The 14,472-nt window shown below is 33.0% G+C and carries 11 protein-coding genes and 3 pseudogenes; 8 read left to right on the top strand and 6 right to left on the bottom strand.

The window, feature by feature from the left end:
- Positions 1 to 43: 43 nt before the first annotated feature.
- On the top strand, positions 44 to 898 hold the full coding sequence (locus ABC346_RS20060; RefSeq protein WP_317958631.1) for a formyltetrahydrofolate deformylase: 855 nt from the start codon (positions 44 to 46) through the stop codon (positions 896 to 898).
- 91 nt (positions 899 to 989) lie between these two features.
- Here the strand turns inward: ABC346_RS20060 and ABC346_RS20055 are convergent, their stop codons facing one another.
- Genes ABC346_RS20055 through ABC346_RS20045 form a run of 3 tightly spaced genes read right to left on the bottom strand, consistent with a single transcriptional unit; the run spans position 990 to position 3,999 of the window.
- Entirely contained in the window at positions 990 to 2,147 is a 1,158-nt protein-coding gene (locus tag ABC346_RS20055) for an MFS transporter (RefSeq protein WP_317958632.1), read from the bottom strand.
- Positions 2,140 to 3,408 (bottom strand): ATP-grasp domain-containing protein, encoded by a 1,269-nt coding sequence (locus tag ABC346_RS20050; protein ID WP_317958633.1) that lies wholly within the window; start codon positions 3,406 to 3,408, stop codon positions 2,140 to 2,142. The genes ABC346_RS20055 and ABC346_RS20050 overlap by 8 nt, the downstream gene beginning before the upstream one ends.
- A gap of 27 nt (positions 3,409 to 3,435) precedes the next feature.
- Complete coding sequence (locus ABC346_RS20045) at positions 3,436 to 3,999, bottom strand: bifunctional transcriptional activator/DNA repair enzyme AdaA (RefSeq protein ID WP_317958634.1); 564 nt, start codon at positions 3,997 to 3,999, stop codon at positions 3,436 to 3,438.
- Between the two features lie 457 nt (positions 4,000 to 4,456).
- Here ABC346_RS20045 and ABC346_RS20040 point away from each other — a divergent pair, with 457 nt between their 5' ends.
- Positions 4,457 to 5,083: a hypothetical protein gene (locus tag ABC346_RS20040; protein ID WP_317958635.1), complete on the top strand. Its 627-nt coding sequence runs from the start codon at positions 4,457 to 4,459 to the stop codon at positions 5,081 to 5,083.
- A 34-nt stretch (positions 5,084 to 5,117) separates the two neighbouring features.
- On the opposite strand, the gene ABC346_RS20035 is transcribed toward ABC346_RS20040, so the two are convergent.
- On the bottom strand, positions 5,118 to 5,456 hold the full coding sequence (locus tag ABC346_RS20035; protein ID WP_317958636.1) for a hypothetical protein: 339 nt from the start codon (positions 5,454 to 5,456) through the stop codon (positions 5,118 to 5,120).
- 134 nt (positions 5,457 to 5,590) lie between these two features.
- Between ABC346_RS20035 and ABC346_RS20030 the strand changes: the two genes are divergently transcribed.
- Together ABC346_RS20030 and ABC346_RS20025 are read left to right on the top strand one after the other, a co-directional pair.
- Positions 5,591 to 6,601 carry a hypothetical protein gene (locus ABC346_RS20030; protein ID WP_317958637.1) on the top strand — a complete coding sequence of 337 codons (1,011 nt, stop codon included), beginning with the start codon at positions 5,591 to 5,593 and terminating at the stop codon, positions 6,599 to 6,601.
- An 87-nt stretch (positions 6,602 to 6,688) separates the two neighbouring features.
- Positions 6,689 to 7,063 carry a hypothetical protein gene (locus ABC346_RS20025; RefSeq protein WP_317958638.1) on the top strand — a complete coding sequence of 125 codons (375 nt, stop codon included), beginning with the start codon at positions 6,689 to 6,691 and terminating at the stop codon, positions 7,061 to 7,063.
- A 66-nt stretch (positions 7,064 to 7,129) separates the two neighbouring features.
- Here ABC346_RS20025 and ABC346_RS20020 read toward each other — a convergent pair whose 3' ends face one another.
- On the bottom strand, positions 7,130 to 8,368 hold the full coding sequence (locus ABC346_RS20020) for an IS256 family transposase (protein ID WP_413234722.1): 1,239 nt from the start codon (positions 8,366 to 8,368) through the stop codon (positions 7,130 to 7,132).
- A gap of 212 nt (positions 8,369 to 8,580) precedes the next feature.
- On the bottom strand, positions 8,581 to 8,922 hold the full coding sequence (locus ABC346_RS20015) for a YolD-like family protein (RefSeq protein ID WP_317958639.1): 342 nt from the start codon (positions 8,920 to 8,922) through the stop codon (positions 8,581 to 8,583).
- A gap of 472 nt (positions 8,923 to 9,394) precedes the next feature.
- Here ABC346_RS20015 and ABC346_RS20010 point away from each other — a divergent pair.
- From ABC346_RS20010 to ABC346_RS19995, 4 genes and pseudogenes are all read left to right on the top strand, one after another.
- Positions 9,395 to 9,712: pseudogene (locus ABC346_RS20010) on the top strand (heavy metal translocating P-type ATPase); the annotation flags it as partial.
- 74 nt (positions 9,713 to 9,786) lie between these two features.
- A pseudogene (locus ABC346_RS20005) lies at positions 9,787 to 10,829 on the top strand (flavin-containing monooxygenase).
- A 240-nt stretch (positions 10,830 to 11,069) separates the two neighbouring features.
- Positions 11,070 to 14,038 (top strand): annotated as a pseudogene (locus ABC346_RS20000) (Tn3 family transposase).
- Between the two features lie 79 nt (positions 14,039 to 14,117).
- The gene (locus tag ABC346_RS19995) at positions 14,118 to 14,342 is read left to right on the top strand and encodes a hypothetical protein (protein WP_413236618.1); all 225 of its coding nucleotides are present in this window, start codon (positions 14,118 to 14,120) and stop codon (positions 14,340 to 14,342) included.
- The last annotated feature ends 130 nt before the right edge of the window (positions 14,343 to 14,472 follow it).

Raw genomic sequence — 14,472 nt, 5'->3', positions numbered from 1 at the left:
ATTAGTATTGACTAGTAATAAAGAAAGTGTAAGGAGAGATTAGATGGCATCATATAGGTACAGAATAAGAGTAGTTGGGGAGTATAGAGAAAAAACGATTAAAAATCTAGTTTGCTTATTAGAAGATATGTCAATTTCAATTCATTCTAAAAAAGCGCTTAAACTAGAAGATGGAAATATATTAATTAAGTGGATTGAGGTGGAAAGCGATTATAATTTACTTTACAATAATAAGTTTAAAAACTTCTTGATTAAATTCGAGGAAGAATTTTGTGTTGATATAGAAATTAAAACTATCAATAGGAAGAAGAATATGGCTATATTTGTTTCAAATCAAGGACATTGCCTAGAGGAAATATTATTTAGGTGGAAAAATGGGGAGCTTGATTGTAACATTCCACTAGTTATTAGTGATTATGATATTTATAGAAAATATGTAGAGTCTTATGGAATAAAATTCTATAATTTGAAAGTAAATAAACATGATAAAAAAAGGGAACTAATAGCACTTCGTATTCTAGAAGAGAATTGTATAGACTTTATATCATTGGCTAGGTATATGCAAATTCTTCCAATTAATCTCGTGAATAAGTATATAAATAAGATTATTAATATACATCACAGTTTGCTACCAGCCTTTATTGGGGCGAATACGTATCAAAGAGCATTTGATAGAGGAGTTAAAGTTATAGGGTCAACAACTCATTATGTCACTGATAAATTAGATGAAGGCCCTATTTTGATCCAAAAATCTGCCAATATAGAGGAAGGGAGTAGTGTAAAAGATTATAAGAATCTTATTAGAATTACAGAAACTGAAAATTTATTTATGGCAATAAAGTATCACATAGATGATAAAGTATTTGTTTATAATAACAAAGCTATATTGTTAAAATAATAAGTTTTCAGGTTTAAAATTAATAACAAAAAATTGGCAGATATGAATTATAATGTTATCAACCATATCTGCCAATGTACACCTGTGGTAATTAACCTAAAAGATACTCTTTACTATTATTGTTTTGGTTGTCAGTTTTTTCGAATCTTAGACTAATAACTAGTAATAAACTCATTGTTATTGTAAGGATAAAAGGTGCTATCCAAGTATATTCTATCGCAAACATAATAATGGTTAACACAATCCCCAAAATTGGTAAAGATAAAGCATTTGCTCTAGACACTAAAGTAGCGACTTCTTCGGTAGAATAGTTTCTAGCTAATAAGTATCTGATTATGATTCTCAACCCCCCAAAACCAAATCCAAGTAATAATATAGCTATAGAATTAAAGATAATGGAATACCCACTACTAAACCAAACTACAAAACCAACTGTTATTGGTATAAATGTCATAAATACTCTTACTCTTAATGTAGCTACTTTTAATGAAGAAAAAACAATTCCTATTAGTGCCATCCCAATACTAATAGATGCATCTAATATTCCAACGTTTATCATTTCCCCACTATTTATAGTTACGTATACAGGTAACATAAAATTAATACTTCCCAATATTGGCCAAATTAAAGCCAATGAAAAAAATAGGTATAAATTTAATTTTTTTGGGGCGCGTGTATCCTCTTTAGTTACATTTTCTTCAATAACAGGAACTCTTTGTAAAAAAGAAAATATAGAAATTATAAAAAACGTAAATGCCATTAAGTAGAAAAATACTTCATAGGAGATATTATCAATTAAAAGTGGTGCTGCTAAGGGACCTGACATAAGAGCAACTTGATTTATTGTCATTGAAATTGAACTATACTTAGATACCTCTTGCTTATTATAACTTTTAGACAGACCGGCAAACCAGGTTTCCCAAGTTGTTTCCATAACAAAAAAGAATATCCAAATTAAAAAATTTATTGCTACTAATATAGTATTAGAAGCATAAAATACACTTAATAATACACTACTAATAACTACACCAATCAACGCTAATGATGTTAAAAATGGACCTTGATATTTATTAAATAGTTTTTTAAATAATATTGGGACAAACATAGCAGGTATAAACGAAATTAAAACTGCTATAGCCAAGGAAAAAAAACTCTCCTCATCTCTGGTTGCTAAGTTCCAATTTATTGCTAAAATTATTGCTCCACAAAAAAATCTATAAACACCTGATAGAAGAATGTACTTAAACATAATTTTTAACTACTTTCTCAACACTAAAGATTTGTTGAGATAAAAATTCCGATAGAACTAAAGGCTCTTTAGTTTTATATTCAAACATTTTATCCCAATAAAGTTCAATAACTCCTTCTCTATCCTTCCAACAAGTTGCTTCTTCTGAATAGTCACCTATTTTTGCGTGTACCCAAAGTGACTCAACTTCTTTTGGTAGGGTATCAGGAATTTGTATATCTCTTATTATGCCAGGTTCTGATTTTAGAAATGCTATAGCTGCAGTTCCAATAGACTCTAAATGAGTAGGAAGAAATTCAAAAGGGTCTATATTTAAATAAGAAGCTACGTGTACTTTATAAGGATTTATTTTAAATACTCGTTCCACAATATCCATTATCCCGTCGCCACCTGGTCTAGCACCAACTTCAATAACCCAAAATTTATTATCTTTAATTTTTATTTCTACATGAGCTAAACCCATTGATATATTTAGAGATTTACAAGCATTTATTGCAATTTCTTTTAAACTCTTATTATTGGATCTGTGACTAGGAACTAGATGTCCTATTTCTGCAAATCTAGGTTCTGGTGTAAGGTACTTCTCAGTCACTGCAATAACTTTAAAGTTGTCTTTATAGCATGCTACTTCTATAGAAATCTCTTCTTCGCTTCTTATATATTTCTCGACAATAAACTTACTTCCATCTATTCCGAAATCATTTCCATGTTTTCGTATAACATTTTTTGATTTTCTATAATTTTCAATAGCATCTTGTTTATTGGAAAGAAGATATACTCCTCCGCTTCCTCCAAAATCATAAGGTTTGATAATTGCAGGGTATCCAATTTCTTCTAATGAAATAAGTAATTCTGCTTCGTTTTCAATTAATCTAAAATCTGGCGTTGGAACACTATTATCTAAAAATTTAAATTTCATTTTTGCTTTATCTCTACATGAATCAATCACACCGTCAGGCATATAGTTAAGTCCTAACTTATTGTTTAATTTATGAGCTACTTTTAAAGTCCAATCATTTAAAGGAATTATTGCTTCTGGAAACCAACCATTTTGTTTTTGGTTATTTATTGCTATCATTAAACCTTTTTCATCTTTAGGGTCGGCCTCTAAGTTATAATCGAAGTATCTGTTTTTGTTAATTTTGGCATTTAGAGAAGCAGTCCATATAGGAAAGTTAGTAACTTGTCTGGCTCCAGAAATAGCTCTTTCTCTTAAGTATTGATCTGCTCCTAATAGTAGAACGTATTTATTTAGTTCCATAGTTATTATCTCCTTTAGAAAATTTTATTATTTAAATTGATTTCTGTAATTCTTAGGAGTTAAATTATATTTTTTTTTAAAAACTGTACTGAAATAAGCGTTATTTTGGAATCCAACTTTAGAGGATATAAAATGTATTGGAAAATCTGTATTCTTTAACATATCTTTTGCAGTAGTTAATCTTTTTTTTTGTAGATAGGATAAGGGACTTTGCCCTGTTACTTTATTAAATGTTCTTTGTAAATGAAATTGACTAGAGTGAAATGTTTCTGATAAAGAATTAAGAGTTATTTCATCCTGAAAGTTCTCATCTATCCAATCACATATGAGCTTAATCCATTCTTCATTTGGCAATAATAAATTATCTGGCTTGCATCTTTTACATGGCCTAAATCCAGATTCTAGAGCTGATTGCGCTTCATTAAAAATATACACGTTGTTTTTATTAGGGATTCTTGATTTACAAGAAGGTCTACAAAAGATTTTAGTTGTTTTTACTCCATAATAAAATTTGTTATCAAAACTACTATCATTATTAGAAATTGCATTCCAATAGATCGGGGGGACGTTTGGAATTGGGTAGTTATCCATAATTATTAAGCCTCCTTGTGATTATTATAAATCATTATTTGAATCATTTTTATATTTTATTAATTAAAAAGCAAGATTTCAAAACAAAAGATTTATTATATTTCATTATTTTAGTAATATTCACTCTTATTATCAATTTTGATAATTTATCTTATTTTAAATTTCAATAAATAATTATAACAATAGTTAAAAATGGTAATCCTGTGCATAAGGAGATGATTTTATGCCAATTAAAATGACAAAAAAAGAAGCGGAACAATTTGCAAAAAAGACCATTCAACATACTAAAAAATATGGATTACCTTTAAAAAACAAAAAGAACAACAAGTAAATTTTGAGTTAGCATTACATTTAATTATGTGTCCTAAAGATAACATATCCCCTCTCCCCCACTCATATAATCAATAATAAATCTAGGACACAAAGACAGTGTCCTAAGTATAAGTGAGGGATTTAAATGAAAGTTCAGGAAAGGGAGAGGAAAGAACGTTCAGATAAGAAAAGAGATGTTAAACCTACTATTCCAAATCAATTATACGAATGTATTAGTCGAATATCTTATGTTACGAGCACACCTATAAAAGATGTAGGTGAAGTAATTTGTAAGAAAGGCCTATATTCAACGGTAGTAACTGAAAATTTATCCCAGCATTTTATCCGAGATTATTGGGCTAACAGTAATGTTCTATATGCTGGAGATAACAATAGAGAAAGATATACTCTTCCTAAAGGAGTACAAAAGCGAAGGATTACAATGCGTTTTTTACAAAAAGATCATGATAAACTCGTTCGATTATCTTATTCTCTGGATTCTACAACTTCTGCTGCAACTGCATTACTTTTAGATGCATCTATTACAAATACTGATATCGTAAATGCTTATATATCTAATCATGTAAAAAAAGAATTAGATTCGAAGCGCTTGAAACAATTAAGAGAGATACTGGCATTCATTAATAAAAATAATCCTTATCAGGAAAACATTACTTTAGGGGCGTTCATAAGCATGCTAGTGGATGAAGTAAAAGAAAATGCTTTTACAATGACGGAGTCAATAAAAAGATGGTTAGATAAAAACAGCTAATAAAAAGGACTTCCTAAAATATAGGAAGTCCTTTTTATGCGGTTATTGTTGACACTATATGTGTAGATATTATAGATTCTGATTCTTTTCTTTTTTGGTTTGTACTCTTACTAAAACTTTTACTACACCCTTTGCAGAGAGTATAAGACATAGCTTTTTTATCTTCGTTAGTACGTATTAACCCAACGAGTCCCCCATCGGTTAATACGTTTCTAAAGTTAGTCTTAATTGATTTTTTGCATAAAGGGCAAGTGCGGTTATAGTGATGTAAGTATTTATTCTCGTAATAATAGTTCATTTCAAATGTATTCTTCCGAAATTTTTGTTCAATATCCTCTATAAATTCACTTAATTGATATTCTTTGTTTAACATTTTTAACAACTCCAATAATAAGGTGCATTTTTCTTGTAGTATAGGTGTATCTCTAAGCCCATGATATAATTATATCATAAGATATTAAATATTTAATCTATTGGGAAATAGATACAGTAAATGGCGGTGATCATATGAATTCATTATTTGAGATTGCAAATATTTATCTTCACTATCGTGGAGGAAAACATGTTGGGCTTGCAGGACTTGTTGGAGTTATTGTAGCAATTATTGTTATCCTAGCCTGGTCGGATTGGATACAACCACTTATAAACTTTATTGGTCTTAATAAGGTTGCAGAAAATATTGGAATAACGGTAGATGGCGTTGGAGGAAGTGCAGCTACAACCTATAATGTTATTATTTTATATCTATTTTTCTGTCTTGCTTTTTCATTGATTGTTGGAATTGGCTTGTTGATATATGTATATGGAAATGTTGCTTTAAGAAGTAAGTTTGGAAGTGTCGTACTAGGTGTAATTCTACTTATTGCACTCTCTCCGATTCTTATTTGGGTCATTTTGGGGCAATTTGTACATCTGAATAAAAACCATAAACAGGCAAAAGAAGATCCAGAATCTTTTTGGGAGTCACAAAGGTTAAAGAAAAATGCAGACTTAATTGAATATTTAACCTTAAATGAAGAAGATGGGAATGGGAATCAATTAACACAAGAAGTTGCTATTCGCTACTTACATCGTATGCCTTCTCGTAAAGAATATCGTTTTCTTATCGGGATAACTTACGAAAGAGAATTGGTATTGCTCTTTCCTCGTCCATTTGGAGTAGTTATTAATGGAACTACTTATCGTTTAATGGGGATACCTTTAACTTTCAGTGAATTTATTCCTATGAAAGATGATCCGTATGGAGTGAATGGTGCACATAATCCAGATCGCTATTACATGAAATACGAAGAAGAAGTGAAACAATGGAATATTCAGGATATAGAAATATTTCTATATCCATCTCGAATATATGATGTACATCGAATAATTTCCGATCTACCTAATTCTATGTTCTATAGAAAATATATAAAATTAGTTTGTGAACATTATAAATTGAATAAGGAAAGAAATAGTGGTACTACATCAGATGATGAATTTGTCATGAATATATTATCAAACAAAGAATTCAAAATTTAGTGTATGATAAAGCACAAAGCAGAAACATATGGCTATTAATGATTTGGAGATTTAAACAATTTATGTATTATAGAAAGGATGATATTTATGACGAAAATAGCTTTACCATTATCAGTTATAGGTTTAATATTAGTAATTTTATCATTTTTAGTTCTTTATACAATACCAGTAGATGAGAGAATTATATTAACAATATTGCCATTTGGAACTGCTATGTTAGCAGGAGGTTTAGGAGAGATGATACCAAATGTATCAGAAATATCGGGTAAACGTATCCTACTAGTTGGGTTTTGTATATTATTGGCATCTATATTGAGTTTAGGAATATTGCCAGAAGTAACTTCAACTATAGAAGATGCAAGTCATATCCTCAATGTATTAGGTGTTGGTATTATGGTTTTTGGTGGATTGAAAATGATGTCTCAAAAGAAAAAACAAGGTGGAATAAACCAAACAAACTAAGGGAATGAAAAAGAACGTGTGACTGCGGGGCACAGGGTTTGTCAAATAAAGTGTGTAAGTCCTTGTTTACTCAAGGTACTTTAACACCCTATTTTTTAACTCATCATGTAGAAGAAGTTGGTTCATAACCATTGCCCAGTTTTGGATGTGGCCACCAACCCATTTGGTCTCGAGTTCTTTTACACGTAAAAACAATACTTTTAATAGAGCGTTCTCGTTGGGGAATGCTCCTTTTTTGGTTACTTTTCTGAAGCTGGAATGAATACTTTCCACTGCGTTTGTGGTGTACATCACTTTTCGAATCGCACTTCCATAATCGTAAAGCTGTTCGACATGGTGAAAGTTCCTTGTCCAAACATCAATAGCCCCTGGATAGGCAGCCCATTGTTGTTGAAAAGATTCGAAAGCACTTAGACAAGCCTTCAGGCTTGGTGCACCATAGATTTTCTTTAATGCTTGGGTGAATGCTTTATAATCCTTACTAGGAACGTATTTGACGGAGTTGCGAATCAAATGAACCATACAGCGTTGGACAATAACATCCGGGAAAATGGCACGTGACCCTTCTTCCAGCCCACTTACTCCATCCATAGATATAAAGAAAATATCTTCGACTCCTCTTGCCTTAATTTCATCGAAAATCTGCATCCATTTATGTTTACTTTCCGTTTCATTGAGCCATAATCCAAGAATTTCTTTAGTGCCCTCCATGGTATATCCTAATATCGTATAAACGGCATATTTCTTTGTTTCATATTGATTCCGAATCGTTGTATACATACAGTCTACAAAAACAAAGGCATAACAGCTGCTTAACGGTCTGGTTTGCCATTCTTCTAACTCAGGAAGAACCTGATCGGTAATATCCGATACCATTTCATGGGACACTGAAAAACCATAAATATCTTCAATCGTTGACGATATATCTCGCTGCGACATCCCGCGTGCATACATCGAAATCACTTTACTCTCAATCGCAGATACATCCTTTTTCCGTTTCGGTATCAGTTCTGGATTATAGGAACCATCACGATCTCGTGGAACCTTAATATCCATTTCACCCGTACTGGTTTTAATCGTTTTCTTTCCATAGCCATTCCGTCTATTTTCTGTCTCTTTTTCCGCTTTATCATTCGAATCATAACCTAAATGATGATTCATTTCACCCTTTAACATGGATTCAAACATAGGTCCAAATATATCTTTGAGTGCATTCTGCATGTCCTCTACAGATTCTGGTTGATATTTTTCAATAATCTTGTTCGCTAATTCTTCGGAGTTAGGATTTTTCTTTGGCTTTGCCATATCAGTCACACTCCTTTTTCGTTACTTTTATTCTACCAAATAAAAAACTGTGTGAGTAAGAACCGTACGCATTCTTACTTACACAGTTTAGTTTACACTCCCGGGGCACACGAAAAACAGCAGGCTTATTATGCCTGCTCGTATTTTTTATGGGCTATTGTATTAGCTAGTGGGGGTCCTTATATTAGTTACACGATACTCCAAAGGTCCCGTTAGACTATAAACACATCTAATATATCCTGATATCTTATCCTTAAACATTCTCGATTAAAAATACCTTCAGAAACTTCAATAAATCTATTTTCATAATGCAATCTTTGTATATATCCTTTAAATGTTAAAAAGTGACCATTCTCATAATATTTAACTTCAACTAATAAATTATCTTTGAATCCCATAGTTAACTGGAAATTAATTTCTTCTTGTTTTTGCTCGTCAATGATTGGTTTTTGTACTTTAATTTGTTCTCTTTTTAGACCCTTCAACATCTCTATATGTTCCGGCATCATCATTGACGTCCATTTAACCGATCCCCTATCATTTACCCTGCTCATTCCTATCTCCCCTTTAAGCATAATGGCCACCAATTTTCTTACTTCTGTCAACAGTTATACCCGAATCAGTATAGCTTGAAGCTCTTAATATCGCTGTAGAACCAAATTTATCTCGAATTGTGTCCATAACGTATCCTATATCATTCTTCTTTACTTTATCGTCAAATAAATCTAATTGTAAATCGGATTTTTCATATAGTTTAGTTAAATTAACACTGACATGTCTTATGTCACTACTACCAGGGGTCCTACCAACAAAACGCGGAAAACATACGCTAAGCAAATTTCGACATAAAGAAAGCTGATTTTTCCTACGCTAAGGAATCATCGGCTTTTAGTATTATTGAATAAGAGGGCGTCTTATAGATCCATTTGTAGACAATAGAAAAACCCCTTTAGCATGGCAAGCACGAAATGAAGGGCTTGATCCATTTAATGCTATTGAAATGATTATGCCGTGGGATAAAGACGCTTAAACGATGCACCTGCACTTGCAACTGCAGATTTAGGGATTGCAATGGGTGGCGCAGGAACGGATACGGCAATGGAGACTGCCGATATTGTTCTAATGGCGGATAATCTGGAGAAATTACCACATACCATTAAACTAAGCAGAAAAGCTTTAGCGATTATCAAGCAAAATATCTGGTTTTCCTTAATTGTAAAATTTATAGCATTAGTTCTTATATTCCCGGGGTGGCTGACACTTTGGATGGCTGTGCTTAGCGATACCGGGGCTGCTATTATTGTAATTTTAAATGCACTAAGACTTTTAAGGGTGAAAGAATAATTTTAGGAAAGCTGTTCAATGATGGGTGAACAGCTTTCCATACATATAAGCCTTTACCGATAGGATGTGAAGAAATGTACAATACGATTGTTATTGGCGCTGGACAAGCAGGTCTTGCAATAGGTTATTGCTTAAAACAATTTAATCATTCTTTCCTCATATTAGATAGAGGTCAAGAAGTAGGAGAGGTATGGAATAAGAGGTACGATTCCTTGGTTTTGTTTACTCCAAGATCATTCAGTTCTTTGCCGGGACTCGAACTCAATGGGGATCCCAATGGCTTTCCCTCAAAAGACGAAATATCACAATATCTGAAAGACTATGCATTGTCATTTAATCTACCGATTAAACATAACACTAATGTAACGAATGTTCAAAAAAATAAAAATATCTATTACGTTTCGACAGAGCATATGGAATATAAAGCTGAAAATATCATAATAGCAACTGGGCCTTTTCAGAAGCCGAGAACACCTGATTTTCAAACAATTTATCGAAAGAGATTGTTCAGTTGCATTCCTCGGAATATCAAAACCCTTCTCAATTAAAAGAAGGAAATGTGTTAGTTGTGGGCGGGGGAAATAGTGGATCGCAGATAGCTGTTGAAATTTCACGAGAGAAGAAGACTTATCTATCAACTAGTAAACGTTTAACATTACTGCCTTTGACAATTAGAAGTAAAAGTATATTTTGGTGGTTTGATAAGGTTGGAGTGTTAAAGGCACCTTTCAATTCATTCTTAGGAAAACTAATACAAAAAAGAGGGGACCCGATCTTTGGTCTTGAATTAAAGTATGCTATTCGAAATGGATCTGTTTTTATTAAAAACAGATCCATGGATGGCAAGGAAAATAAGGTTATATTCCAAGATAACACGTTTCTTGATGTCAATAACATAATATGGGCTACCGGTTTTATACCTGACTATTCATGGTTAAATGTATCAGGCGTATTAGACGAGAAAGGAAATCCTAAACATAATAGAGGTATTACTAATATAGAGGGTTTATATTTTTTAGGTTTACCTTGGCAATATAGACGTGGTTCTGCGTTATTACAAGGTGTCGGATATGATGCAAAATATATCGTCGACCAAATAGTGAGAAATTCTTATTGAGGTGAAAGATGCTTAATTCAACAATCCAACAAAAAAAGTCGATTGCTTAGTTTACAGGAATTCGGCTTTTTTAGGTTAAGAGGGTATCCTTATTGCGCAAAATAACTCTTAAAAAAGGTGCAAAATAATTCCTAAATTGACACTATGATTTTATCCGTCTACTACACTTGTATCAATAGAGTACACTCTATTGATATATAATTGTAATAAATTGAAAATACAGAAACGGGATGATACTGAATGAAATTTGCAAGAGGTAGAGAATTGCTTACACCGGAACAGAGACAGGATTTTATGCAAATCCCTGAAGATGAATGGATACTGGGGACCTACTTCACTTTTTCCAAACGGGATTTAGAAATAGTTAATAAGCGAAGGAGGGAAGAAAACCGTTTAGGATTTGCTGTTCAATTAGCTGTTCTTCGGTATCCCGGTTGGCCATACACTCATATCAAAAACATCCCAGATTCAGTCTTAAAATATATATCGAAACAGATCAGTGCCAGTCCATCCTCGCTTAGTCATTATCCTCAAAGGGAAAATACACTTTGGGATCATTTGAAAGAAATTCGAAGTGAATACGACTTTGTAACTTTTACCCTGAGAGAATATCGAATGACATTTAAGCACCTTCATCAATTAGCTTTGGAAAATGGTGATGCCATTCATCTACTGCATGAATGCATAGATTTTCTAAGAAAAAACAAAATCATACTACCTGCTATCACTACACTTGAAAGAATGGTGTGGGAAGCGAGAGCAATGGCTGAAAAGAAGCTATTTAATACGGTTAGTCAGTCTTTAACAAATGAGCAAAAAGAAAAACTTGAAGAGATCATAACTTCGCAGCTTCCATCCGAATCCAATAAAACAATATTGGGTTGGTTAAAGGAACCACCGGGTCATCCTTCACCCGAAACATTTCTAAAAGTAATAGAACGGCTGGAATACATACGGGAAATAGAATTGGAGACGGTAAAAATTAGTCATTTGCATCGCAATCGCCTGTTACAGCTATCTCCCGCTTAGGTTCAAGATATGAGCCTTATGCATTCCGTGACTTTCAGGAAAATAAACGCTATTCAATATTAACCGTCTATTTATTAAATCTTACTCAGGAGTTAACGGATAAAGCTTTTGAAATTCATGACAGACAAATACTCAGTCTGTTATCAAAAGGCCGTAAGGCTCAAGAGGAAATTCAGAAACAAAACGGTAAAAAGCTGAATGAGAAAGTTATACACTATACGAACATCGGACAAGCTTTGATCAAAGCAAAACAGGAAAAATTAGACGTTTTTGAGGTTTTAGAATCCGTTATCGAATGGAATTCTTTTGTTTCTTCAGTCAAAGAAGCTCAGGAGCTTGCACGTCCTGCCGACTATGATTATTTAGACTTACTGCAAAAACGGTTTTATTCACTAAGAAAATATACACCAACACTATTAAGAGTATTGGAATTTCATTCCACAAAGGCAAATGAGCCACTTTTAAAGGCTGTTGAGATTATCCGAGGAATGAACGAATCCGGAAAACGAAAAGTGCCTAATGACTCACCTGTGGATTTTATTTCAAAACGATGGAAAAAACATTTATACGAGGATGATGGTACAACAATAAATCGGCATTACTATGAAATGGCTGTTTTATCAGAACTTCGGGAGCATGTTCGGGCAGGAGATGTTTCCATTATTGGTAGCAAACAATATAGAGATTTTGAGGAATATTTGTTTTCGGAAGATACATGGAATCAAACGAGGGAGAATACGAGATTATCAGTTAGTTTAGCATTCGAGGATTATATAAAGGAGAGAATCAGCAGCCTTAATGAAAGGTTAAAGTGGTTAGCTTCCAATTACAACAAGTTGGATGGGGTTTCTCTTGAAAAAGGAAAGCTGTCACTCGCACGCTTAGAAAAAGATGTTCCAGAAGAGGCAAAAAAGTTTAGTGCAAGCCTTTATCAGATGCTACCAAGAATAAAATTAACCGACCTACTAATGGATGTTGCCCATATAACAGAATTTCATGAGCAATTCACGCATGCTTCCAATAATCGAAAGCCAAATAAAGAAGAAACGATTATTATCATGGCTGCCCTTTTAGGTATGGGAATGAATATTGGATTGAGTAAGATGGCTGAAGCCACACCGGGACTTACATATAAGCAACTAGCCAATGTGTCTCAATGGCGCATGTATGAAGACGCAATGAATAAAGCTCAAGCTGTATTAGTAAATTTCCATCACAAGCTACAATTGTCATCTTATTGGGGTGATGGAACAACATCCTCATCGGATGGGATGAGAATGCAGCTAGGAGTTTCATCACTACATGCAGATGCAAATCCCCATTATGGAACCGGTAAAGGAGCCACTATTTATCGATTTACAAGTGATCAATTCACATCTTACTACACAAAGATTATTCATACTAACTCAAGGGATGCCATTCAGGTTTTGGATGGTTTATTGCACCATGAAACAGATTTAAACATAGAAGAGCATTATACAGACACAGCCGGTTATACTGATCAAATTTTTGGATTGACTCATCTATTAGGTTTTAAATTCGCTCCAAGAATAAGAGATTTATCGGATTCTAAATTATTTACAATATATAATGCAAGTGAGTATCCAAAATTAGAAACCATTTTACGTGGACAAATAAATACAAAGGTTATTAAAGAAAATTATGAGGATGTTTTGCGATTAGCCCATTCAATAAGAGAAGGAACCGTCTCAGCATCCCTTATTATGGGGAAATTAGGTTCTTATTCAAGACAAAACAGCTTAGCTACAGCCTTACGTGAAATGGGTCGAATAGAAAAAACAATCTTTATTCTGAATTACATTTCAGATGAATCTCTAAGAAGAAAAATACAACGAGGATTGAATAAAGGAGAAGCTATGAATGGATTGGCAAGAGCTATTTTCTTTGGAAAACAAGGAGAACTTAGGGAACGAACAATACAGCACCAACTTCAAAGAGCCAGTGCTTTAAATATAATTATCAATGCCATTAGTATTTGGAATACTTTACATCTAACAAAAGCAGTTGAATATCAAAAACGGTCAGGTAGTTTTAATGAAGAATTATTGCACCATATGTCACCTCTAGGTTGGGAACATATTAATTTACTTGGAGAATACCATTTTAAATCGGAGAAAATGGTCTCGCTAGATTCATTAAGACCCTTGAAACTTTCTTAACGTTGTTAAAAATAGGGGAATCGTCTCGGAAATGTGCTTAGCGTTGTAAATCCGCATTTTCCTGACGAGACCCCTTATAGTGCAAAGTAAATTTGTAAAAATAGACAGAGGGGAATTTGAAATATTTGAAGCTGGTAATGGTGAACCATTATGTTTCACCAATCTTTATAGCGAATTTAACGAACGTGGGTATTATTTTACTGATATGTTTGTAGACCATTTTAAAGTTTTACTTATAAACTTAAAGGAAACTGGAAATTCTCACTGGTTCATATTTTATCGATATTTTATCGTTATGAATTAGGTGCCCGTCAGTAAAGATGAAATGATAAAGGATTATACTTTCCTAACGTTTGTAAGATTTGATAAATATTGTTTAAACTAAAACACACCTGTTTATGAGTATGTCATGTGGACCTAAGACAAATACATAA

Source organism: Oceanobacillus phoenicis (assembly GCF_047238145.1).
GTDB lineage: Bacteria > Bacillota > Bacilli > Bacillales > Amphibacillaceae > Oceanobacillus.
Note: the sequence above shows the minus strand (reverse complement) of the source record. Positions and strands in the feature narration are given on the sequence as shown.

Coding starts and splice junctions, on each gene's coding strand:
- ABC346_RS20060 (WP_317958631.1), top strand. CDS start 44: ATGGCATCATATAGGTACAGAATAAGAGTAGTTGGGGAGTATAGAGAA.
- ABC346_RS20055 (WP_317958632.1), bottom strand. CDS start 2,147: ATGTTTAAGTACATTCTTCTATCAGGTGTTTATAGATTTTTTTGTGGA.
- ABC346_RS20050 (WP_317958633.1), bottom strand. CDS start 3,408: ATGGAACTAAATAAATACGTTCTACTATTAGGAGCAGATCAATACTTA.
- ABC346_RS20045 (WP_317958634.1), bottom strand. CDS start 3,999: ATGGATAACTACCCAATTCCAAACGTCCCCCCGATCTATTGGAATGCA.
- ABC346_RS20040 (WP_317958635.1), top strand. CDS start 4,457: ATGAAAGTTCAGGAAAGGGAGAGGAAAGAACGTTCAGATAAGAAAAGA.
- ABC346_RS20035 (WP_317958636.1), bottom strand. CDS start 5,456: ATGTTAAACAAAGAATATCAATTAAGTGAATTTATAGAGGATATTGAA.
- ABC346_RS20030 (WP_317958637.1), top strand. CDS start 5,591: ATGAATTCATTATTTGAGATTGCAAATATTTATCTTCACTATCGTGGA.
- ABC346_RS20025 (WP_317958638.1), top strand. CDS start 6,689: ATGACGAAAATAGCTTTACCATTATCAGTTATAGGTTTAATATTAGTA.
- ABC346_RS20020 (WP_413234722.1), bottom strand. CDS start 8,368: ATGGCAAAGCCAAAGAAAAATCCTAACTCCGAAGAATTAGCGAACAAG.
- ABC346_RS20015 (WP_317958639.1), bottom strand. CDS start 8,922: ATGAGCAGGGTAAATGATAGGGGATCGGTTAAATGGACGTCAATGATG.